Raw genomic sequence first — 22,209 nt, forward strand, 5'->3', positions numbered from 1 at the left:
AGATTGTGAGTGGGTTCTAATAAATAAAAAATTTCCAAAAAATCCAAGAGTTGGTATAATAAACCTTTTTATGCAGTAGGCATTATTATGGCGACTTTATATTATATCAGCACCAAAAATCTACTCAAACTTGACAACGGCAAAGAGTCTACCATTTCTTGCCAAGCCATCAATCAATACACCAAAAATATCAAACAAATCAAAGATAGAAGAGCGTGGAAAACCGAAGGTGCTGGGGCAATGTTTATGGGTACAGCACAGACAGAGCAGGATGATTTTGACGGGATTTACCCCACCGCCATTGCTTTTGTGGACGACACCACCTATGTGTATAGTGCCAGATTGCAAGAAGGTACAGCGATTCAGTCCAAACCAATCAGTAGCGACACGGTAAGCGAAGGGCTAATTTTACGCAAGAGCGATTTTCAGGTATTTGATTTGTGCTATGATTCAAAAAATAAACGAGTTATCGCCTCGGCAAGCGACACCCCTTACGCCAGTCCTTATGGCGAGCGACATTTGTGCGTATTATCGCTTGACAGTGCTCGCACGCAGTTTGTTACCGAAGGTGAATGCCAAGACAAAAACCCAAGCGTAGACCCCAATAACAGCACTGTAATTTATTATGATTCTTGTGGACTTGCGTACACCCAAGATAACGTTGTGTTTAGTCCCCGTCAAGTCAATCGCTTAGACCTTGCCACGGGTGAGCTTGAGACGGTACTGGCAGACGATAAATTTGACTATTTTGCCCCCATTATGGACACCCAAGGCAACCTTTATGCCATCAGACGCCCTTATCGTGAGCATGATAGCACCGACCCTGTGGGTACTGCCAAAGACCTGCTCACAGCACCTTTTAAAATCCTAAAAGCCATCGTAGGCTGGCTGGACTTTTTTACCAAACGCTATTCAGGCGAATCTTTAAAAACCTCAGGTGCTAACCCCGCTCGCACCAAACCCAAGAGCGAAGAAGAGCTGTTTATTGAGGGCAATCTTGTCAAAGCGGATAAAAATTTGCTAAAAAATCAAGCAGACGGTGAGAAATTTGCAGGCTTTATCCCTAAAAGTTGGGAGCTGATAAAATACCTACCTACAGGCGAAACACAAATCATCAAAAAAGGTGTTATGGCGTATTGTCTTGCAGATGATGATATTATCATCTCCAACGGCAAGTCCATTGTCAAAATCACTAACGGTCAAGAAGAGTTGATTACCCATGCCCCCAAAGTTGCCAAACTAATGTGGATGTAGGCTGATAAGTTTGTAAAACAAAGGCATGTTTATAATAACCCAATACCCTGATTGTAAAGAAAGGCTTTAACTTTTATCTTCAAAAATCTCCAATGGCTTTTAACCTTGATTATCCTATCAGGTGTGTTTGGTTCGGTAGTGGGTGCGGGGCTGGAATTAGGGCATGTTGAACTTTTGTATTTGCAATGAAAAATGAGAAAAATCGCCCGTTTTTCAAGGAAAAAGTGAGGTTTGATAATCATTCTATCAAACGAGCTTTTATTATGAAAAACAAGATTTAGCCATTTTTCATGCAAAAACATCATTTTATTGCTGAAATATTTCTAAATTTTAAATTGCGTTATAAGGGTTTAACATACCCTAACAACACCAAATCATTCCTTAGAGAACTTATTCAAGTCAAGCCCAACTTCATCGGCACAGCCATGAAGCACACCTCTCGCCAACTCCATTGAATAAAACCAATCAGCACAAATCCCAACTTTTCCCAACAAATATTTTGCCAAACGCTCGCATTTATGGTATGTTAAAGCACTTTTATCATCAAGGATACCCATGAACACCCTAACCGCTCTCGCCCGACACACCACCATCGTTGCCGACACAGGCGACTTATCCGCCATCGCTCGCTTGCGTCCACGAGACGCCACCACCAACCCAAGCCTAGTCACCTCCGCCCTACTCTCAGGTGAGCATGACGAGCTTATCCGCCAAATCAAAGGTTTGGGACTGTCTGATGATGACACCATCGACCGCTTAACTGCCGAGCTTGGCAAGCAGATACTCTCGCACATTGACGGACGGGTCTCCACCGAAGTGGACGCACGTCATTCTTTTAACACCAATAAAACCATGCAAAATGCCCTAGCATTCATCGAACTCTATGACAAACTGGGCGTGGACACCAGTCGCATTCTCATCAAAATCGCCGCCACTTGGCAAGGCATCAAATCCGCCGAAATCCTAGAAAAGCAAGGCATTCACTGCAATCTTACCCTGCTCTTTACCGACACCCAAGCCCGTGCGTGTGCTGACGCTGGGGTACAGCTCATCTCGCCATTTGTGGGGCGACTGACCGACTGGCAAAAAGCACATGAAAACCGCCAAAGCATTGACATAAATGATGATTTGGGCGTAAACTCAGTCAAGAATATTTATGAGTTTTATAAATCACACGGCTACCCCACCGAAATCATGGGAGCAAGTTTTCGCTCCACCGCCCAAATCCTTGCCCTAGCAGGGTGCGACTTACTCACCATCTCGCCTGCCTTGCTTGATGAGCTTGCCAGCATGGAGACGGACGTTGCCCGCCAATTAAACCCAAGCGACACCATCCTAGACCGCCCCACACCCCTTGATGAGCAGGGCTTTAAAAACCTACAAGAAAACACCCCTGTCAATGAACTGCTGTTAAAAGGTATTGACGGCTTTATCAAGGCTCGGGCGGATTTACAAAAGCAGTTATTTGAAAAATAATTGAAAAAACAATACCATTGATTTTTTAAATCAAAAAAGGCTTTACAAAATGGGCGTATGAGTGTAAACTATATGCCCATTTATCAATGAAGTTTTTGCCATGAAAAAATATCAATGTATCGTCTGCGGTTGGATTTATGATGAAGCCTTAGGCTGTCCCGAAGAAGGCTTGCCTGCTGGCACACGTTGGGAAGACATCCCAAACGACTGGACATGCCCCGACTGTGGCGTGAGTAAAGAAGACTTTGAGATGGTTGAGATTTAATCATTCGTGGCCTATTTGCCATCGCCCATCGCCCACACACCACCGCCAAGCTGGGATAGATTTAACCAAGACTGGCGAGCATCTGACCTATCGCCCCATTTTTATCAAAGCATGGTTGATGTTGGGCGTGGTATTACGCTGTGTGTCGAAGCAGGGGGCAACCCTGACCATCCGCCTTTACTGTTCATCACAGGCTTTGGCTCGCAAATGCTGTTTTGGTCGGATACTTTTTTAAAAAAGTTTATGGACGCAGGGTTTTTTGTCATCCGATTTGACAATCGTGATACGGGTCTTTCCACCAAAATCAAGCACCTAACCAAACTGCCACACACCAACATCCTAAAAATGATTGCCAAAAACCAAATTGGCTTATCCAACGCCCGTGAAAAAGTCGCCTACACCCTACCTGACATGGCGGACGATGTCGCAGGGCTGATTGGGGCGATGAATTTGGGCAAAACACATCTGGTCGGGGCGAGCATGGGTGGTATGATTGCCCAAATCGTCTGTGCCAAATACCCCCATTATGCCGACAGGCTCGCCCTGCTGTTTAGTAGCACCAACCACCCCTTTTTGATACCACCCAAACCCAAAGAGTTTTCCACCTTTTTTAAAAAAGCCCAAAGCAACAGCGAACGGGACATGCTCCGTCATGCGGTATGGTTCATGACAGCGGTCGGCTCCCCCGGTCATCTAGACGTCAAAGGCACTCGCCACATCGCCTCAATCCGCTATCATCGCTGTCATCATCCGCTTGGTATGGCACAGCAGATGAACGCCATCCTTGCCACAGGCTCGATTTTCCAGTATACTCGTCAAGTGACCGCCCCCACACTCGTCATTCACGGCAACAAAGACGGGCTACTGCACCAAAGCCACGGCAAACACATTGCCAAAATCATCCCAAACAGCCGATTCGTAGCAGTGGACGGCATGGCACATGACCTGCCGGTGTATTATCAGCCGTATTTGGCAAGTTTGATAGTGGGGCATTTATCATCACAAGCCTAAGCTCCTAAGCCTGTTGGCTACGCTTTACTACTTTTTGCCCACTTTTTGGAATTTATCATGACTACTGTCTTTATCAACGAGCAAGCCCACCCCCATCAACACCATCTACTGTGTCGGGCGTAGCTATGTGGAGCATATCCACGAGCTTAACAACGGAATCCCTGCCGAACCGTTGGTTTTTTTAAAACCCAACAGCAGTATCATAACAGGCGATACGCTCACCTTGCCCGACTTTTCGGAGAATGTCCATCACGAGACCGAACTTGTGCTACTCATCGGCGAAAACAAGCAAATCATCGCCTACACGGTGGGGCTTGATTTGACCGCCAGAGACGTGCAAGACGTGTGCAAAACCAAGGGCTTACCATGGCTCAAAGCCAAAGGCTTTAAGGGAGCGTGCTGGCTTGGAGAATTTAAACCCTTTACCCAAAAACAGTATCATTTATCCTTAACCATCAATGGTGAGACTCGCCAAGACGACAGCACCGAAAAGATGATGTATTCATTTGACTATTTGGTGGATTATTTGGATAATCTCTACGGCATACAAACAGGCGACATCATCATGACAGGCTCCCCAAAAGGTGTGGGCAAGATAGAACGTGGCGATAAACTGGTGGTGAGGATTGATGATGATAGGTATGAGCTGAGAGCGCAATAACCTTTAGCCATTAAACAAAAAACCACTTATCGTAATGATGAGTGGTTTTTTATCAAGTCTTATAAGATTTGCCTGCTTACAACATTGCCGGTACCAAAATCAAGTATCTCCATCAATGCTTTTTTGCGTACTTTGATGACTGATTTGTCCCTGTATTGGTATTCACTCAAAAAGTGATATAGATTGGTCAGATTTGCTCCAAATAATTTGACCGCTCCTTTATTCGCTTCTTTTTCAATCTTTAAACGAGCGGATCTTAAAAATCTATATCGCCAATCAAATGTATGCTCTAATATCAAATGCGACAGCTCATGTTGAACAACATCATGATAATAAGGGTGCTGTTTCATGGCGTTATTGATAACAATACTTTTTTGATAACCGAACAAGTAAATCACCATTGCAAAGGCTTTATAGAACTAACAATCTTGCACTTAGGTAAAAGTGCAAGGTAATACCTACAGTTTTACATCTACATCTTTGTTTACCGTAAGCACAGCTCACTTTAACAATGCGATTAGATTAGAATTTTGGGCGATGATCCAATGGTATCATGATGGCCTGGTCTTTAGTTGTTGTGGGAGATACTGTGGCTTACGCGTGAGCTTTGGACAATGCCTAAATTTATTTAAAATGAATGATTTCTATATTAATGCAAATCCAAACCATTCAATGAAAAAGGACGGCGGAAACCGTCCTTGTGTATTTTACAAATCAATCGCTTAGAGCTGATTGGTGCCAAAGGTATCGCAGGCTTGGATGTCGCCCGTCTCAAACCCCCGATAGAACCAACGCTGACGCTGAGCACTCGTGCCATGAGTAAAACTGTCAGGCACCACGTGTCCGTGCGATTTGTGTTGTAGATAGTCATCACCAATCTTCTCGGCAGCGTCTAGGGCTTCTTCGATGTCGCCCTGTTGTAAAAAGCCGGTACGTTCGTGGTTTTTCTTTGCCCACATGCCTGCAAAGCAGTCGGCTTGCAACTCTTGGCGGACGGACAGCTCATTTGCCTGTCGCTCATTGCCTTGCATTTGGGCTTTTCGCACTTCTTGGGATATTCCAAGCAGTGTCTGAACGTGATGTCCCACTTCATGAGCGATGACATAGGCTTGGGCAAAGTCACCCACTTGGTCTTGGCGAGACAGCTCGGTACTGCCATGACGCTCACTGCCAATACCCATGTGCCGTCTCATGTCCACAAAAAACTGCGTGTCCAGATACACTTTTTGGTCGGCAGGGCAATAAAAAGGACCGCTGGCAGATGTCGCCGCCCCACACGCTGACTTAACCGAACCTGTAAACATCACCAATTTTGGTGGCTGATAAGTACCACCGAGTTTTGTAAAAATGGGTGTCCACACGTCTTCGGTATCGGCAAGCACAGTCGCCACGAACTCACGACTTTCGGCTTGGTCGGCAGTCTCATTGGCAGGGGCGGATTGCTGTTGAGTCGCTTGCCCTATCTGCTGAGTGACCCCTAGCGTGGTCTCGGGACTGACTCCAAATACTTTCCATAGGACAAGGGCAAGGGCAAGGATGATACTGCCAATACTTAGCCCGCCTGCCTTTACGCCACCGCCACCACGGCGGTCTTCGATATTATTACTCTGTCTGCGACCACGCCACTGCATAGCTCACCTATTATCGTAAAAAATTAGCCTATTATAAGGCAAAATTGCAAAAAATCTGTAAGAATTTTTAAAAATTATGTATAATTAGCGTGTATTGAACATTGAGCCTTGCTTAGGAGCTGACATGGTCTCGTTACTTCCTTTTGAAACAGTCATTCACAACCCCAAAGACAAACCCATCGAACACGCCGTGATATGGCTTCATGGCTTGGGGGCGAACGGTCATGATTTCGTGCCTGTCGTACCTGAGCTTGGACTCTCTGATGAGCTTGGTGTGCGATTCATTTTTCCGCACGCCCCATCCATCCCTGTGACCGTCAATGGCGGTTATGTCATGCCTGCATGGTATGACATCTTGGAGATGAGCCTAGATAGAAAGGTAGATACCGCCCAAATCAAGGCATCTAGCGAACGTATTAATGACTTGATTGATGAGCAGGTGCGTCTAGGCATACCCAGTCAGAACATCATCATCGCAGGGTTTTCCCAAGGCGGTGCTGTTGCTTATCACAACGCCCTAACCAACAGCCGACCATTGGCAGGATTGCTTGCCTTATCCACTTATCTTGCCACCGAACAAGAGATTGACAAACTTGATATTAATGCGTCCCTACCTGTTAAAATCGACCATGGCGATTATGACGATGTCGTGCCATCGGTGCTCGGGGTCAAGGCAAGCGAAAAACTCACCGCTTTGGGTCTGTCGCCTGAATTTAAACGCTATGGCATGGCTCATCAAGTATGCATGGAGCAGATTAAAGACATTGGCAAATGGATGAATAAGGTGTTTGTCAAGAGCTAGAGCGTGCCTGCCATTAATGATATTTTATTGGGATTTAGCAAAAATTTGATGATTTAATCTATTTTTATATGAAAAATATCCATCCGACCACTTAACCAGGTAAATTTTAAGATTTTAACTTAATTTTTAAAAATTAAGTGACTAGATTGGTTTTCTACATCAAAGACTTAGCTGATAGAAAACTCACAACCTTTGTTTTTCCTTGAAAAACGTGCGATTTTTATCATTTTCATTGCAAATATCAATGTCCACATATCATAAATTTACGGTAATTTTAAAGCCCTTCAATTTATACCATCAAGGTTTAATACGCCTATTTAGCAAACACAAAATCACACAGGCAAGAAAAATCCCAATAACAAACCCTGCCAACAGACAGGGTTTTTATCATTATGCCACCGCTTTTTGTGGTTCTTTTTGGCGAATAAAGGCATACAGTACACCAGTTACCACACTACCGACCGTAATAGCCACCAGATACATGAGCGGTTGTGAGACGAACGGTATCACAAACAGTCCGCCATGCGGTGCTTGTAGCCCGATACCAAGCCCCATAGAAATCGCCCCTGCCAATGCCCCACCGACCACAGAGGCGATAATCACACGAGCAGGGTCAGCCGCCACAAAAGGCAATGCCCCTTCTGAGATAAAGCACAGACCCAACACAAAGGACGCTTTACCGGCGTTACGCTGATTGTCATTGAACTTATTTTTGGCAATCCACGTCGCTATCGCCATACCAATGGGCGGCACCATGCCCCCTGCCATTGCCGCCGCAATCGGTGTAAACACCCCTGAGGCAATCATGCCCACTGAGAACGTATAAGCTGCCTTATTCACAGGGCCTCCCATGTCGGTACACATCATCGCCCCCAAAATCAGCCCCAAGATAATGGCATTGGTGTCATTCATGGTTTTTAGCCACTCGGTTAGGGCGGTCATGAGTGCCGCCACAGGCGGATTAATGGCATAGACCATGAGCAGACCAACGATGAGCGAACCCAATAACGGCAATATCAAAATCGGCTTTAAGGACGTCAAACTGGCAGGTAGTTTGATGACATCATTTAAAAACTTGACCGTATAACCTGCCAAAAAACCAGCAATGATACCGCCTAAAATCCCTGCCCCTGCGGTATTGGCAAGCATACCACCAATCAAACCCACCGCCAAACCGGGGCGGTCAGCGATAGAGTAAGCCACATAGCCGGCAAACACCGCAATCATCAAGGCGAACGCACCACCGCCACCGATGTCCATAAGTGCTTTGGGTAAGCCAAAGGCAATGCTCTCATCTTTAAAGGCTTCCACGCCAAACATAAAGGACATGGCAATGAGCAAACCACCTGCCACCACGAGTGGCAACATATGCGACACGCCTGTCATTAGGTGCTTATACAACCCCTTTTTCTCGTCGCTCTCGCCTGCCATACTTGCACTTTGGGTGCCGCCATAGACACTTGCTTGATGAAAGGCTTTGGCAAATTCTTGCTCGGTTTTTTTGAGTGCCAACCCTGTGGACGTGCGGTACATTTTTTTGCCACTAAATTTGGACAAATCCACGTCAATGTCCGCCGCCACAAACACCAGATCCGCCTGTGCCACCTCATCTGCCGTAATGGCATTACCCACGCCAACCTGACCACGGGTCTCTACCTTGATATTCCAGCCCTGTGCTTTGGCATAGTTCTCAATGGCTTCTGCCGACATAAAGGTATGAGCCACCCCTGTCGGACAAGCGGTAACTGCCACGATGTTACGCACCGATGAATTTGCCGACTTTAAAACCGCTTGGTCGGTTTGGGTAGGCGTAAGCAGTGTCTTTAAATAATCCACATCGCCAAATTTGGCTGAGTCAAGCTCATGCTGATTTAGATAAATGACCTGCTCGGTGCTGGCTCGTTCATCATCAGTGATGACCACGCTCACACCATGAGCGGTGTTTTTGTCTGTGGTAAATTGTGCATCAATGCCATTTTTTTGCAAACTGGCAACCAACTGCTTGGCAATGAGCAAGCCATAAGCAGAATTATCCGCCACGCTAATGGCATAAGTTTTGTTTGTCATAGGGTTTGCCTATTTTTATTTTTAAATTTTTAAATTCAATTTAGCCCAAACTTAGATTAAGCCAATTTTTTCACAGCAACCTGCGCGGTTAAGTCAGTTAGCACGTCCTGCTCTGGCACTCTAAAGCCAATGATAGAGACCGCATGAGCCGATAAAGCAGTCGCCCTTGCCAATGCCTTGGTTGGCTCATCTTCTCGGAGCAAGCCAAAAATCATACCCGCGGTAAAGGTATCACCTGCCCCCACGGTACTTTTGACAGTCATGACAGGCGGTGTCGCCCCATATATCTCACGCCCATTAGGGATTTGACGTAACCAATGCACGCCCTTCTCACCCATCGAGATAAAGACATGCTCAATGTGACTATGAATCTCATCAAAGAGTGCCACCTGCTCATCTAGCCCATCGGCACGTATGCCAAAGGCTTCAAACAACTCATCGTTGTTGGGCTTGATAAGCCATAAGGGATAACGCATGGCGATTTTTAGAGCCTCACCACTGACATCAACCGCCACTTTGCCATGGATATTTGTCAGCAGAGCAAGCAAATGGTCAAAGTCAGGCAAACCAAAACCCGTCGCCAAACTGCCAGCAATCAGCACCGCATCACAAGCAGGGGCAAGCTCTGCCACCTGCTCAAAAAAGTGCAGTTTGTCCGTCTCGGTCACCACAAAGCCCTGACCATTGACATCTGTGGTACGACCGACACCATCGACCACATCGGCAAGTTTAATGTTGGTGCGAGTAATGCCTGCCACTCGCACAAAGCTGTCAGTAACCCAACCTAGATTCTCGCTGTGGTTTAGGGCATCACGCTCATCAAAGAGTCGGTTAAAAATACCGTCATTATCCCCACCTAAAAACCCTGTGGCAACGGCATTCACACCCAAATCCGCCAAAATCTGAGCAGCGTTTAGACCTTTGCCCGCAGCATCCATCTGACTGGATAAGGCACGATTCACCGCCCCCAGTGTTAGCATATCAAGACTGACCGTCATGTCAATGGCAGGGTTTAGGGTAATACAAAGCACTTGCATATTACACCCCCATCACCAAAGCACGCACTTCGCCAGCGGTGCGACAGGACAGGGCTTTTTTGGCAAGGTATTGGCAATCGGCAAAGTTAAGCTCACGCACCACTGCCTTGGCAAGGGCGATATTACCTGCCGACATGGACAGCTCGTCCACACCTAGCCCCACCAATATCGGTATGGCTCGCTCATCGCCTGCCAGCTCGCCACACACGCCCACCCACTTGCCGTGAGCATGGGCGTTGGCAACGGTGTTTTGGATAAGTCTAAGTACGCTCGGGTGCAGACCGTCAGCATCCTTTGAGAGCGTGGCATGACCACGGTCAATGGCAAGGGCATACTGAGTCAAGTCGTTGGTGCCAATGCTAAAAAAGTCCACTTCACTGGCAAAAATATCCGCCATGACCGCCGCACTTGGCACTTCTATCATCATACCCACTTGGAGCTTATCATGGGGGTAGTCAGTCAGCACTTTATCTAGTATCGCTTTGGCATCATGCCACTCTTCTAATCTACCTACCATGGGGAACATGATACGCAAATCACGCCCCTTGGACGCTTTAATCAAGGCGATGAGCTGATTTTCCAATAAAGCAGGTTGTCTTAGGGTCAAGCGAATGCCACGCACCCCCAAAAATGGGTTGTCTTCAAACGGCATGGGCAGATATGGCAACGGTTTATCGCCACCGACATCCAAGGTACGCACCACGAGCGGACGACCATCTAAGGCATCAAACACCTGCGTGTAATCCGCCACCTGCGTGTCAATGTCAGGCACACTCTGATGACTCATGAACACAAGCTCGGTACGCAGCAGTCCCACCGCTTCTGCCCCACTCTCTACCGCCATCTTGGTATCGTGGACATTACCCAAATTAACAGCAATCTCCACTTGATGACCATCTTGAGTGATGGCAGGGTTTAGGGCAGCCTCACTGGCTAGGCGTTTACGCTCCGCCCAACTTGCTTGCTCGGCTTTGGCGACCGCCACCATTTCATCGGTTGGTGCAACCACAAACCAGCCTTGACCGCCATCTATCAGCACCTGCTCGCCATCGTTAATGTCAAGCACGCCCTTACCTGCCCCCACAATCGCAGGAATACCCAACGCTCGGGCGACGATGGCACTGTGCGAACTGGCACCACCCACCGCCGTGAGAATGCCTGCCACTCGTGCAGGGTCTAGGCGTGCCACATCAGACGGTAGCAGGTCTTCTTTGATAAGCACATAAGGCTCGGCAGGCTCGGTTGCAACCGCTTGACCTGTTAGCTTAGCAAGCACTTTTTGCCCCACATCTCGCAAATCCGCTGCTCGCTCGGCAAGCAGATGATTGGCAACGCTCGCCTGCACTTTTGCCAACTGCTCAATATGAGCATGCCATGCCGCCGCTGCCGATAGCCCATCATCAATACCGTCTTTTGCCCCGTGTGTGACTTCTTCATCATCAAGCAGAGCCACATGAGCGGTAAAAATCTGAGCAATGGACGCTTTTTTGGCAGTCTGAACAATGACTTTTAGCTCATCTTTGACCGACCCAATCGCCTGTTGCAAGCTCGCCCACTCGCTCGCCTTATCACCCCCTTGGACAGGATAATCAAACCGCACTTGACGTACCACGAATGCTTCGCCATGAGCCAGTCCCGCTGACGCTGACGTGGCGTGTGTGCGTTCGCCTTTGATGATGGCGGTGTTATCGGTCAAGTCAAGCACGGCAGGTTCATGATTTTCTTTACCGCTCTCTTGGCTGTCTGCTTGACTGTTACTTATCGGTGTTACTTCTTCGCTCAGTCCGTCTTGCACCGCTTGGATAAGTTTGGGTAGATACTCGACCGCATCGGTATTCGGCTCGGCGATGAATGTTAGGCTCTGCCCCCGTGTCGCCCCCAGTGAGAGCAGTTTGGTTAGGCTCTTGGCAGAGACGTATGCTCCATTGTCCACCGCCACTTTTAGCTCGCCTGTCGCCCCTTTGGCAAGCTCGGATAAGGCAGTGGCAGGGCGTGCGTGCAACCCATGAGCATTGGGCAGTACCACACTTGCCGATTGCCAATGCTCCGCCTTATCCGCCCCCAAAAATGTCACCAACTCGGGCAGACTGGCATGTTGCAATTTACCGCCAAACTCTGCCGACAACAGCACATCATACAACGCCAACAGCTTATCTTGATTTACCGTTTGGTTACTGGCGATGACCGCCAATGCTCTCATGTCATCATGACCCAGCTTAACCACCCCTTTGGCAACCGCTAGGGCAAAGGCAGGTTCGGCAACCAGTTCATCATGCTCTAAGGTCGCACAGTAGATGGCTTCTGAGAGCTTGGTAAAACTGGGGCGAATGCCTGTGGCAATGACTAATTTACCTTGCTGTTTTAGTAGCGACACCGCCACCCCATACAGCTCATCAGCATCTTTGGCGTTGATGTCGGTTTTGATGAGATTTTCATGAATGCTAAGCGAGCAATTGCCCGTGCCATCCAAGATGGCCAATAGCTCATCGGCACTGGTGGCATGCTTGATACGCTCTTCGATGTCATCGCCCAAGGCTTTGGTTAGCTGTCTTAAAATGGACAAATGCTCATCGGATTTGGCACAAATCCCCACCAACAAATATGCCCGCTCGCCGTCATCATTCCACACCACGCCATCGGCAAAATGCACAAGTCGCACCCCTGTTTGTTGCACAAAAGAGCGTGATTCTGGCGTACCATGCGGAATGGCAATCCCCTGCCCCAGATAGGTACTGGTCTGTGCTTCACGGGCTTGTAGTCCTGCAAGATAATCAGCAGTCGCCAGTCCGTCTTCGCTCAATATCTTGGCAAGTAGGGATAAGGCTTCATCTTTATTGGTAGCCTGTGCATTCATACGCACGTCAGTGGCGGTAAGATTTAACATAGATTTCCTTATAAGATAAAGGATAATTTAAAATATTGTTTAGGGCGTGTTGAACATTGATAACAATATTTATTTAAATGATGAAAATTTAACGCTTTTATCAATTTTTGCATGAAAAATGGCTAAATCTTGTGGCTCAAAGTCAAAAACTTGTCTGATAGAAGACTCACAGCCTCAAGTTTTTCCCTTAAAAAACGGGCGATTCCCCTGCTTTTTTAAACAGGCATTTTTCATGGCAAATACTAATATTCAACACGCCCTAATAAATTCTAAAAATTTTTACAATACAAACAAAAATCGGCTAATTTTACCATTATTTTTTAAAAAATAATACCAAAAAAGACAAGCCAAATGAGATACTCTTGCAAATGTTGTTTTTACTTTAATTCCAACTTAAAATGGCAGATGATTGATGATTATGTCATTTTTGGGTTGTAGGGACAAATCCCATTTGCCCTTGATAAACTAATCTGTTATATGGCGTTGTAAATGGGGCATTTTTAAAAACATCATTGGCAAATATCCATTTAAACAGGATTATCAATATCCACAAAAACCACATCAAGCCCAAGCACGTCCGCCAAATGCTCACCCAACGCCTTGACACCGCCCCGCTCGGTTGCGTGATGACCCGCCCCAAAATAATCCACGCCTAGCTCTCGTGCCAAATGCGTGGTACGCTCGGACGCTTCCCCTGAGATAAACGCCTGACAGCCCATGGCATGAGCTTGGGTTATCATGTCTTGGGCACCGCCTGTACATAGGGCGATTTTGGTTAGGATGCGATTTGGGTCATCGCTGATGTGCAGGGGCATGCGTCCCAACACTTGCTCAATTTTTTTGGCAAAATCGGCAGATGTCGTGGGCGAACACGTGGCAACATTGCCCACAGGGTGTTTTTCATGGGGGTATAACGCCCCTGTGATGGTCAAGCCAAGCTCATCGGCAAGCACTGCATTATTGCCGATGACAGGGTGAGCATCAAGGGGTAGATGATAGGCGATGAGTGAGATGTTGTGTTGGAGCAGAGTGCGAATGCGTTTGCCTTTAATGCCGACCAGTGGGGCAGGCTCGCCTTTCCAAAAATAGCCATGATGTACCAATATCGCTTGGGCGTTTAACTCTATCGCCTTATCTATCAAGGCTTGGCAAGCGGTAACGCCGGTGATGACTTTACTAATGGGCGTATCGGCATCGACTTGCAGACCGTTGGGGCAATAGTCGTTAAACTCGCTTGCTTGTAGGTATTCATCGCAAAATTTTGCTAAGTTGGTGGGGGCAATTGGGGTGTTTTTGCTCATGGTGTGCCTTTGTGCGTTACTCATTTAAAATCATTCAAAGTTTTTGCTATGTTACGTTATTTATGGCATTTTGGCAATTTTAAATTAAAACCTGCCTCTTTGCCATCATCAGCATTCATAAATCATCAAAAATCTGTTACAATCTTAGGGTGCGCCAAACATTGATGGCATTTTTATAAATACGATAAATTTAACGTTTTAATTAGGGCATGCCTGCCCTTTATAACACAATTTAACATTTAGAAATATTGCAGTAATAAAATGATGTTTTTGCATAAAAAATGGCTAAATCTGGTTTTTCATAATAAAAGCTCGTTTGATAGAATAACCATCAAACTTCACTTTTTCCTTGAAAAACGGGCGATTTTTCCTATTTTTCATGGCAAATACCAACATTCAACACGCCCCAGTGTTATTTTGCCCTTTTAAATGCCTTTTTACTTTTTACTTTAAAACAGCCACCATGAACCACAAAGCCATTTTGACCACCCTAGACCAAAACCTAGACAGACTAGCACAGACCCAAAACAGTACCGACATCAATGCCCTACACCAAGCCATCGCCGATGAGATGAATGGCGTATCCGATGAACCGACATTGGCAGGGGTGCAGTTATCACTAAGTAGCTACCTAGAAGCGGTGAAACTGGTCATCAGCGATACCTTTGACCATGAAGTGTGGATACAAGCAGAACTGCGAGCAGTCAATACCAAGGGCGGGCATTATTATTTTGAGCTTGCCGAAAAGGACGACAACGGCAACATCATCGCCAGTGCTCGGGCGACGTTGTGGCAATATCGGGCAAAGGCGGTTGTCGGCAAATTCACCCGTGAGACAGGCAAACCGCTCTCGGCAGGACTGGCGGTGCTGATAAAAGGTTCGGCAAGTTTTCATCCGCAGTATGGGTTTAGCATTAACATAAGCGACATCGACCCCACCTACACCCTCGGGGCGTTGGCTCAGGCTTATAACGCCATGCTAAAACGCCTACATGACGAAGGACTGACCGCCCTAAATAAAGCCCTGCCCACCCCCTTTGACATCCGTCACGTCATCGTCATCGCCCCCGAGCAGGCGGCAGGACTGGGCGATTTTCGCGCCGAAGCGGACAGATTGGCACAGACGGGAGCGTGCCAGTTTTATTATCATCACGCCACGTTTCAGGGCAATCACGCCCCAAGCGAGATAAGAACAGCCATCACGCACGCCATCGGTGAGTTTTATGCCAGCCATGCCCATCATGCCGACTTGCTTGTCATCATCCGTGGGGGCGGAGCGGTGAGCGATTTGGCGTATCTTAATGACTATGAGCTGTCGGCACTGGTTGCCGAATCGCCCATGCCTGTGTGGGTCGGTATCGGGCATGAGCGTGATAAGGTACTGCTTGATGAAGTGGCACACACTCGCTTTGATACGCCATCTAAGGTCGTCTTAGCCATCGAAAACCATCTGGTGGCCATGGTCGCCCTTGCCAAAGGTGCCATGACCACCATCAGCGACATTAGTCGCACTCGCCTGCACCATGCCAAAGAGCAAAGCCATCTTGCCATGAAAAGCGTCCATCATGGGGCAAGCCAAACTCTAAAACTCGCCAAAAAAGACAGCGACTTTTTGTTAAGCACGCTAAGCGGTCATGCCAAATACCGCACCCACACACTCTCATTAACCATCAGCGACCTGCTCGCCCGTCAGCACAAAACCGCTCACGAACACATCAAGCACGCTCGCCAAGATGCCGCTCACACCCTATCTCAGCATAAGGCACTACTGCCTCGCTTATCCGCCTTGCGTGATGAAACTCGCTACTTACAAAGCATGATTTTGGTGCAACACCCTGCCCGCACCCTAACCAAAGGCTACGCACTCATCCATCAAGACGGGCATGTCATTGGCTCATCGAACGCCATCAAACAAGGTGAGATTGACATCGAATTTCATGACGGGCGTGTCAAGGCTGTGGTAAAATAGACAGTTTTTGTATCGCCCGTTTGCCCACCCATCTGTCCATCGCTTGGTAGTGTTCATGACCCATTTACGCCAGCTGTTTTGTCAGCTATCGCCCACCGCCCAAGGCTACGTTTATATCGTACTGACCATGCTCGTGTGGGGCAGTTTTAGCTTACTCGCTCGCCTAAACGCCAGTTGGGGCATATCAGCGTGGGACATCATCGCCGTGCGTTTTGGCGTGTCGGCGGGGCTACTTTTGCCCATACTCATCTATCGGCAAAATACGGCGTTTTTGTGGCAACCCAAAGCCGTCATCTTAGCACTGTTTGGCGGGGTCGGTTATAGCTCGCTTGTGTACAGTGCTTTTTTGCTTGCCCCTGTGGTGCATGGGGCGGTGTTTTTAAATGGCATGATACCTGTCGCCACCGCCCTACTCATGCTCCTACTGCTCAAAAAACGCCCCGACCACGACACCAAAATCGCACTCATCCTTATCATCATCACGCTCACACTCATGACCGCTCTCATGCTCATCAAGGGCTTGTCCTTTGGCGTGGGCGATGTACTGTTTGTCATCTGTGCCTGCTGTTGGGCAGGTTATGGTATCATGCTAAAAGAATGGGGATTTAGCCCATGGCAAGTCATGTGTAGCACCGCCATCTGGTCGGCGATACTCTACCTGCCCATCTATGGCGTGCTACTGTATCTGGGCGTAGGCGGTTTGGGCTTTGGTGGCGTATCTTTGTCGCATGCCATCATCCAAGGGGCGTTTCATAGCGTCATGGTGATGATATTTGCCACGATGACGTATTCGCTGGCGGTGGAGCGACTTGGGGCATTTTTCGCTGGCGGACTTGCCAGTCTTGCCCCGTTTATCTCAGCCTTACTTGCCGTGCCACTCTTGGGCGAACCCCTAAACAGTGTCATGGTGCTAGGACTCATCGGCATGGGGCTTGGTACAGTACAGCCATGGCGTTATGTGGGCGTGCTAAAAAATCGTTTATTCAAATCATCTAGATAAACCATACCACCTAAGCCATCATTGATTTTTTATCAAAGTTTTGTTAAATTAGGGTAATTTATTGTTTTGACAAAATGTTTTATAAATGTCATTTGAATTTTTTGTAACAACGCCCACAAATTACCTTGATAAATAAGTAAAAATATAGCGAGTTTTTATGTCTGCCATCAAGCTAAATAACATCACCGTCTATTGTGGTTCTAACTTTGGTGAGATTCCCGATTATTATCATCACGCCCAAATCCTAGGCGAACGCCTTGCCCATCATAATATCCGCCTTATCTATGGCGGGGGTAATGTCGGACTCATGGGAACGCTTGCCGACAGCACGTTGTCGCATGGCGGGGAAGTCATTGGCGTGATTCCTACCTTTTTAAAACAAAAAGAAGTCGCCCATCTGGGACTGACCGAACTCATCGAAACCCCCGACATGGTCACTCGCAAAACCAAGCTCATCGAACTGGCGGACGGCTTTATCGCCATGGCAGGCGGTTTGGGGACGTATGAAGAGCTGTTTGAAGTGCTGTCCATCACTCAGCTTAATCTCATCTGCAAACCCATCGGCTTATTAAATGTCGCTCACTTCTTTGATCCGCTACTTGACATGCTCGCCAAGACTGCTAAGAGCGGATTTATGCCCAAAGAGAATTTACAGCTTTTGTGCATCGCCGACAACAGCGAAGAGCTACTACACAAAATGGCAAATTTTAAATTCATTGACGCTCCCAAATGGGTCAGACCAGCATGGCTTGATGAGATTGTCTCTTGATGTTGTGTGATACTGGCTGAATGTGGGCTGTTGATTTAAAACTGTTATTTTCAATTAAAGACATATTCGAAATTTAAACGTGTAAGAACAAATCATATTTACCCAAAAATCAAGACGTTACATAGGGCAAATTGCAATTTGCCCCTACAAAACCTGTCCAAAAGCATGTTCAATGATGTATGAACACAAAACCAGCGTCCCCTACAAGCCAATCCCAATTTATAAAGAAAAATTTTAAAGGGCATTCATTAACAATCCAATCATTAAAAATGGTTAAAAACGATTAAAAATTAGGGTATGCCTACCTTTTGTATTTGCAATGAAAAAGGAGGAAAATCGCACGTTTTTCAAGGAAAAAGTGAAGTTTGATAGTCGTTCTATCAAACAAGCTTTTATTATGAAAAACATCCGACCACTTAATCTGATAAATCTTAAGATTTTAACTTAATTTTAAAAATTAAGTGGTCGGATAGCCATTTTTCATGCAAAAACATTGGTTTTTTTCTAAAATATTTCTATATTTTAAATTGTGTTATAAAGGGTGGGCACGCCCTAACCAAATTTTATCTTTATTTTGCCCAATTTACCCCATTTTGTAAAAAATTTGCCCAAAATCGCAAAAAATACTTGCAAAATATTCGTACGTATGTACACTATGCACCTGATGATAACACAAATTTTTGCGTTAGCGATTTTAACAATAACGCCGATGATTGCCACTAGGCGATTTTGAAAAAATTTGTTACAATAAACTTTTACACTTTATAAGGTGACGGCATGGGCATTCTAAAAAACACCCAAAAACCAACTTCCCAATCCACAAAAACACAAACGGCAACGAATGCCACCATTGACATCGCTCAGATTCGTGAGTTGATTGAACTCATGGAAGAAAAGGATTTGGCAAGCCTAGAATTGGGCAACGATGGCAGCTATGTTCATCTGACCCGTAACGTGGCGGTACAAACCGTTGCCATGCCCCAAATGTCCGCTCCTGCCAGTACCGCACCAACCGCCCCCACGCCAAAAGCCCCAAGCGGTAAGGTTGAGACATCGCCCATGGTCGGGGTATTTTACTCCGCCCCTAGTCCGAACGACCCACCTTTTGTCAAAGTCGGGCAAAAAGTAGAAGCAGGCGACCAGCTTGGTATCATCGAAGCCATGAAAATCATGAACCCCCTAGAAGCCACCCAAAGCGGTATCATTGAAGAGATTTTGGTGTCTAACGCTGACGTGGTGCAGTTTGGGCAACCTGTCATTCGCTACAAAGCCTAACGGGTGAGTTATGATTAAGAAGTTATTGATTGCCAACCGTGGCGAGATTGCCCTGCGTATCGTACGTGCGTGCAAACAGCTTGGCATACAGACGGTAGGCGTGTATTCATCGGCGGACAAGGATTTGATGCACCTGCGGTTTTGTGATGAAGCGGTCTGCATTGGCGATGCCCCAGCCACCCAAAGCTATCTGTCCATCCCTGCCATCTTGACCGCTGCCGAGATAACGGGGGCGGATGCCATTCACCCTGGTTATGGCTTTTTGTCCGAGAATGCCGACTTTGCCGAGCAGGTCGAAGAAGCAGGGCTGACTTTTGTGGGCCCCCACCCTGACCACATCCGCCTGATGGGTAACAAGGTCTCTGCCATCAATGCCATGAAACAAGCAGGCGTACCCACTGTCCCTGGCTCAGTCGGTGCCATCACCCTACACAATGCCGAAGAGCAAGCTCGTGCCATCGGCTTTCCGCTCATCGTCAAAGCGGCAGCTGGCGGGGGCGGTCGTGGCATGCGTGTGGTCGAACGTTTTGAAGAGCTTATCAATCAAGTCCAAGCCGCCAAAACCGAAGCCAAAAACGCCTTTGGTGATGATACGGTCTATATGGAGCGGTTTTTGAAAAACCCACGCCACGTAGAAGTTCAAGTCCTAGGCGATGGCAATGGCAACGCCCTACATCTGTTTGACCGTGACTGCTCACTCCAACGTCGCCACCAAAAGGTGCTAGAAGAAGCCCCTGCCCCTGGTATCCCTGACGACATCAAACAGCCGATTTTAGATGCGTGCGTGCGTGCGTGCGAACAAATCGGCTATCGTGGGGCGGGGACGTTTGAGTTTTTGTATGAAAATGAGCAGTTTTTCTTTATCGAGATGAATACTCGTGTGCAAGTTGAGCACCCTGTGACCGAGATGATTACGGGTATTGATATCATTGTTGAACAGCTTAAAATCGCCGCAGGTTATGGTCTGTCCTATCATCAAGATGAGATTACCATTCACGGTCATGCCATGGAATGTCGTATCAATGCCGAAGACCCCAAGACCTTTATGCCCTGCCCTGGTCGCATTGACAATCTATTCGCCCCAAGCGGTTCTGGCGTGCGTTTTGACAGTCATCTGTATCAAGGGTACAGCATTCCTAGCTACTATGACTCGATGATTGGTAAGCTCATCTGCCACGCCCAAACTCGCAAACAGGTCGTACAAAAAATGCTCCATGCCCTAGATGAACTCATCATCGAAGGCATTAAGACCAACACTGCCTTGCACCGTGATGTGATATTGCAAGATGAAGCCTTTACCGAAGAAGCCCAAAACATTCATTATTTGGAAAATCATTTGTTAAAGAGCAACTAACCCATCACTCTTTAACAAACCAATAAAAAACCTTGGCTCTCACCAAGGTTTTTTATTATTACGCCTGATTCTCTTCACTCTGCACATCTTTAATGCCTAACATATCAAGTAAGGCATCTGTGCCTGAGGAGCGGGTTAGGTTAGGATTAATAACCAACCCCAAATGCCGTTGTAACTCCACGTTGTCTTTTAGGTCAATCTTTACCAAATCTTGATTAATGAGTGTCTCAGGTAGCACCGACCAGCCCAGTCCTACCGACACGAGCATACGGATGGATTCTAACGGATTGGTACTCATGGTGGCAAAGGGGCGTAGGTTGTGCTTATTAAACTCAGCCAAGGTAATCTGACTGGTAAAAGTATTCGCCGCAGGCAAAATCGCAGGATGACGTGCCAGTTGCAAGAGACTCACAGACGACTGCTGTGCCAATGGGCTTAGTACCCCCGTGACAAAATACAGTGGGTCAGACCACAGCGTATGATACGCCAGTCGTCTGTCAAAAGTCGGGGGTAAGGTCAAAAATGCCAATGCCACATCGCCTTCTAGTACCGCCTTGTGTGCCGTCTCACTGTCCATGAACTGTACTTCTAGCTGAACAGACGGATAGGTTTGGATAAACTGCTTTAAGACAGGGGGCAAGTGGTGCAGTCCGATATGATGACTGGTGCCGATGACCAGTCGCCCCGTCGCCACTTCCTTTGAGTAGAGCAGACTGGCTTTACAGCTTTCATAGTCTTCAAGCCATTTTTTGGCGTAGGGCAGTAGCTCATGAGCCGATGCCGTGGGGATAATGCCACGCCCGATGGTGTCAAACAGTGCCGTGCCAAACTCATCTTCTAAGCTCTTAATCCGCTTGGAAACGGCAGGCTGGGTAATGAACAGTTTCTCAGCAGCACCTGAGATACTGCCCGTTTGCATGACGGTGATGAACGTGGATAAATTGGTGGTATTCATGTCGCACTCCTGCGTAAATGATTATCGTATTATGACAAAGTTGTCAGTGCAATATTATATCAAATTTTTGGGGATTGGTAATAACTTTATTTACTTTTGGTTATGTTTTTTAAAAAATAAATAAGACAAAATGATGAAAGCATTAGTTTTAAGCGGTTTTCTAATAAATGTCTCACATCTGTCTTACCGTCATTAAATTGTGATACAATATTAGGGCGTGCCTGCCTTTGGTATTTGCAATGAAAAATGAGAAAAATCGCACGTTTTTCAAGGAAAAGCCCGCAGTTAATATTAAATCTCTTTCCAAACTAAAAATAAACCCCTATAAACACTGGGTTTGAAGTTTTTAAAAATCTATAAAAATCGGGGTTTGGAAAGAAGTCTATTGAAATATCAACAAGGATTTTGACTTCGAGCCACAATCCAACCACTTAACTTGGTAAATTTTTAAGAATTTTAACCTAATTTTTTAAATTAAGTACCCCACTCTCAACTTAA

The 22,209-nt window shown here is 46.8% G+C and carries 19 protein-coding genes; 11 read left to right on the forward strand and 8 right to left on the reverse strand.

The genetic code is table 11. The annotated features are described in order from the left end of the window. Window positions 1-87: 87 nt before the first annotated feature. A complete protein-coding gene (locus tag B5J93_RS07240) occupies window positions 88-1,254 on the forward strand; it encodes a hypothetical protein (protein ID WP_079325781.1) in 1,167 nt (388 codons plus the stop codon). Between the two features lie 374 nt (window positions 1,255-1,628). Here B5J93_RS07240 and B5J93_RS07250 read toward each other — a convergent pair whose 3' ends face one another. Then, window positions 1,629-1,811, reverse strand: a complete 183-nt coding sequence (locus B5J93_RS07250; RefSeq protein WP_079325783.1) for a hypothetical protein — start codon at window positions 1,809-1,811, stop codon at window positions 1,629-1,631. Here B5J93_RS07250 and B5J93_RS07255 point away from each other — a divergent pair. The 4 genes from B5J93_RS07255 (at window position 1,804) to B5J93_RS07270 (ending at window position 4,667) form a co-directional block, all read left to right on the forward strand. Further along, window positions 1,804-2,730, forward strand: coding sequence for a transaldolase family protein (locus tag B5J93_RS07255; protein WP_420811402.1), 927 nt, complete (start codon window positions 1,804-1,806; stop codon window positions 2,728-2,730). The two genes, B5J93_RS07250 and B5J93_RS07255, sit on opposite strands and share 8 nt — an antisense overlap. A gap of 100 nt (window positions 2,731-2,830) precedes the next feature. Beyond that, entirely contained in the window at window positions 2,831-2,995 is a 165-nt protein-coding gene (locus tag B5J93_RS07260; protein ID WP_029102102.1) for a rubredoxin, read from the forward strand. A gap of 6 nt (window positions 2,996-3,001) precedes the next feature. Further along, complete coding sequence (locus B5J93_RS07265; protein WP_228144897.1) at window positions 3,002-4,006, forward strand: alpha/beta fold hydrolase; 1,005 nt, start codon at window positions 3,002-3,004, stop codon at window positions 4,004-4,006. A 103-nt stretch (window positions 4,007-4,109) separates the two neighbouring features. Next, the gene (locus B5J93_RS07270) at window positions 4,110-4,667 is read left to right on the forward strand and encodes a fumarylacetoacetate hydrolase family protein (protein WP_228144898.1); all 558 of its coding nucleotides are present in this window, start codon (window positions 4,110-4,112) and stop codon (window positions 4,665-4,667) included. A 59-nt stretch (window positions 4,668-4,726) separates the two neighbouring features. Here B5J93_RS07270 and B5J93_RS07275 read toward each other — a convergent pair whose 3' ends face one another. Continuing rightward, window positions 4,727-5,068: a hypothetical protein gene (locus B5J93_RS07275; protein WP_079325786.1), complete on the reverse strand. Its 342-nt coding sequence runs from the start codon at window positions 5,066-5,068 to the stop codon at window positions 4,727-4,729. Between the two features lie 321 nt (window positions 5,069-5,389). Further along, complete coding sequence (gene ypfJ / locus B5J93_RS07280) at window positions 5,390-6,298, reverse strand: KPN_02809 family neutral zinc metallopeptidase (RefSeq protein WP_079325787.1); 909 nt, start codon at window positions 6,296-6,298, stop codon at window positions 5,390-5,392. Between the two features lie 124 nt (window positions 6,299-6,422). Here ypfJ and B5J93_RS07285 point away from each other — a divergent pair, with 124 nt between their 5' ends. Continuing rightward, the gene (locus tag B5J93_RS07285; RefSeq protein WP_079325788.1) at window positions 6,423-7,100 is read left to right on the forward strand and encodes an alpha/beta hydrolase; all 678 of its coding nucleotides are present in this window, start codon (window positions 6,423-6,425) and stop codon (window positions 7,098-7,100) included. Between the two features lie 390 nt (window positions 7,101-7,490). On the opposite strand, the gene B5J93_RS07290 is transcribed toward B5J93_RS07285, so the two are convergent. The 4 genes from B5J93_RS07290 to B5J93_RS07305 form a co-directional block, all read right to left on the reverse strand. After that, window positions 7,491-9,167 (reverse strand): fructose-specific PTS transporter subunit EIIC, encoded by a 1,677-nt coding sequence (locus tag B5J93_RS07290; RefSeq protein WP_115236844.1) that lies wholly within the window; start codon window positions 9,165-9,167, stop codon window positions 7,491-7,493. A gap of 56 nt (window positions 9,168-9,223) precedes the next feature. Continuing rightward, entirely contained in the window at window positions 9,224-10,204 is a 981-nt protein-coding gene (locus B5J93_RS07295) for a 1-phosphofructokinase family hexose kinase (protein ID WP_079325789.1), read from the reverse strand. Between the two features lies 1 nt (window position 10,205). After that, a complete protein-coding gene (gene ptsP, locus B5J93_RS07300; RefSeq protein WP_079325790.1) occupies window positions 10,206-13,088 on the reverse strand; it encodes a phosphoenolpyruvate--protein phosphotransferase in 2,883 nt (960 codons plus the stop codon). Between the two features lie 527 nt (window positions 13,089-13,615). Next, window positions 13,616-14,389, reverse strand: a complete 774-nt coding sequence (locus tag B5J93_RS07305; protein ID WP_115236847.1) for a Nif3-like dinuclear metal center hexameric protein — start codon at window positions 14,387-14,389, stop codon at window positions 13,616-13,618. A gap of 463 nt (window positions 14,390-14,852) precedes the next feature. Between B5J93_RS07305 and xseA the strand changes: the two genes are divergently transcribed. The 5 genes from xseA to accC all read left to right on the forward strand — a co-directional run bounded on the left by xseA (window position 14,853) and on the right by accC (window position 20,756). Beyond that, the gene (gene xseA, locus B5J93_RS07310) at window positions 14,853-16,358 is read left to right on the forward strand and encodes an exodeoxyribonuclease VII large subunit (RefSeq protein ID WP_158080707.1); all 1,506 of its coding nucleotides are present in this window, start codon (window positions 14,853-14,855) and stop codon (window positions 16,356-16,358) included. A 55-nt stretch (window positions 16,359-16,413) separates the two neighbouring features. Continuing rightward, window positions 16,414-17,358 carry a DMT family transporter gene (locus B5J93_RS07315; protein WP_079325793.1) on the forward strand — a complete coding sequence of 315 codons (945 nt, stop codon included), beginning with the start codon at window positions 16,414-16,416 and terminating at the stop codon, window positions 17,356-17,358. 157 nt (window positions 17,359-17,515) lie between these two features. Then, on the forward strand, window positions 17,516-18,127 hold the full coding sequence (locus B5J93_RS07320) for an LOG family protein (protein WP_078273044.1): 612 nt from the start codon (window positions 17,516-17,518) through the stop codon (window positions 18,125-18,127). An 849-nt stretch (window positions 18,128-18,976) separates the two neighbouring features. Beyond that, a complete protein-coding gene (accB, locus tag B5J93_RS07325) occupies window positions 18,977-19,402 on the forward strand; it encodes an acetyl-CoA carboxylase biotin carboxyl carrier protein (protein ID WP_079325798.1) in 426 nt (141 codons plus the stop codon). Window positions 19,403-19,412: 10 nt separating this feature from the next. Next, window positions 19,413-20,756, forward strand: a complete 1,344-nt coding sequence (gene accC / locus B5J93_RS07330) for an acetyl-CoA carboxylase biotin carboxylase subunit (RefSeq protein WP_079325794.1) — start codon at window positions 19,413-19,415, stop codon at window positions 20,754-20,756. Window positions 20,757-20,814: 58 nt separating this feature from the next. Here accC and B5J93_RS07335 read toward each other — a convergent pair whose 3' ends face one another. Beyond that, window positions 20,815-21,711, reverse strand: coding sequence for a LysR family transcriptional regulator (locus B5J93_RS07335; RefSeq protein ID WP_079325795.1), 897 nt, complete (start codon window positions 21,709-21,711; stop codon window positions 20,815-20,817). Window positions 21,712-22,209 lie beyond the last annotated feature (498 nt).

The sequence above is a fragment of the Moraxella equi genome (genome assembly GCF_002027555.1).
GTDB lineage: Bacteria > Pseudomonadota > Gammaproteobacteria > Pseudomonadales > Moraxellaceae > Moraxella > Moraxella equi.

Coding starts and splice junctions, on each gene's coding strand:
- B5J93_RS07295 (WP_079325789.1), bottom strand. CDS start 10,204: ATGCAAGTGCTTTGTATTACCCTAAACCCTGCCATTGACATGACGGTC.
- B5J93_RS07290 (WP_115236844.1), bottom strand. CDS start 9,167: ATGACAAACAAAACTTATGCCATTAGCGTGGCGGATAATTCTGCTTAT.
- B5J93_RS07240 (WP_079325781.1), top strand. CDS start 88: ATGGCGACTTTATATTATATCAGCACCAAAAATCTACTCAAACTTGAC.
- B5J93_RS07275 (WP_079325786.1), bottom strand. CDS start 5,068: ATGGTGATTTACTTGTTCGGTTATCAAAAAAGTATTGTTATCAATAAC.
- B5J93_RS07335 (WP_079325795.1), bottom strand. CDS start 21,711: ATGAATACCACCAATTTATCCACGTTCATCACCGTCATGCAAACGGGC.
- ptsP (WP_079325790.1), bottom strand. CDS start 13,088: ATGTTAAATCTTACCGCCACTGACGTGCGTATGAATGCACAGGCTACC.
- xseA (WP_158080707.1), top strand. CDS start 14,853: ATGAACCACAAAGCCATTTTGACCACCCTAGACCAAAACCTAGACAGA.
- ypfJ (WP_079325787.1), bottom strand. CDS start 6,298: ATGCAGTGGCGTGGTCGCAGACAGAGTAATAATATCGAAGACCGCCGT.
- B5J93_RS07320 (WP_078273044.1), top strand. CDS start 17,516: ATGTCTGCCATCAAGCTAAATAACATCACCGTCTATTGTGGTTCTAAC.
- B5J93_RS07305 (WP_115236847.1), bottom strand. CDS start 14,389: ATGAGCAAAAACACCCCAATTGCCCCCACCAACTTAGCAAAATTTTGC.
- B5J93_RS07250 (WP_079325783.1), bottom strand. CDS start 1,811: ATGGGTATCCTTGATGATAAAAGTGCTTTAACATACCATAAATGCGAG.
- B5J93_RS07260 (WP_029102102.1), top strand. CDS start 2,831: ATGAAAAAATATCAATGTATCGTCTGCGGTTGGATTTATGATGAAGCC.
- accC (WP_079325794.1), top strand. CDS start 19,413: ATGATTAAGAAGTTATTGATTGCCAACCGTGGCGAGATTGCCCTGCGT.
- B5J93_RS07315 (WP_079325793.1), top strand. CDS start 16,414: ATGACCCATTTACGCCAGCTGTTTTGTCAGCTATCGCCCACCGCCCAA.
- B5J93_RS07285 (WP_079325788.1), top strand. CDS start 6,423: ATGGTCTCGTTACTTCCTTTTGAAACAGTCATTCACAACCCCAAAGAC.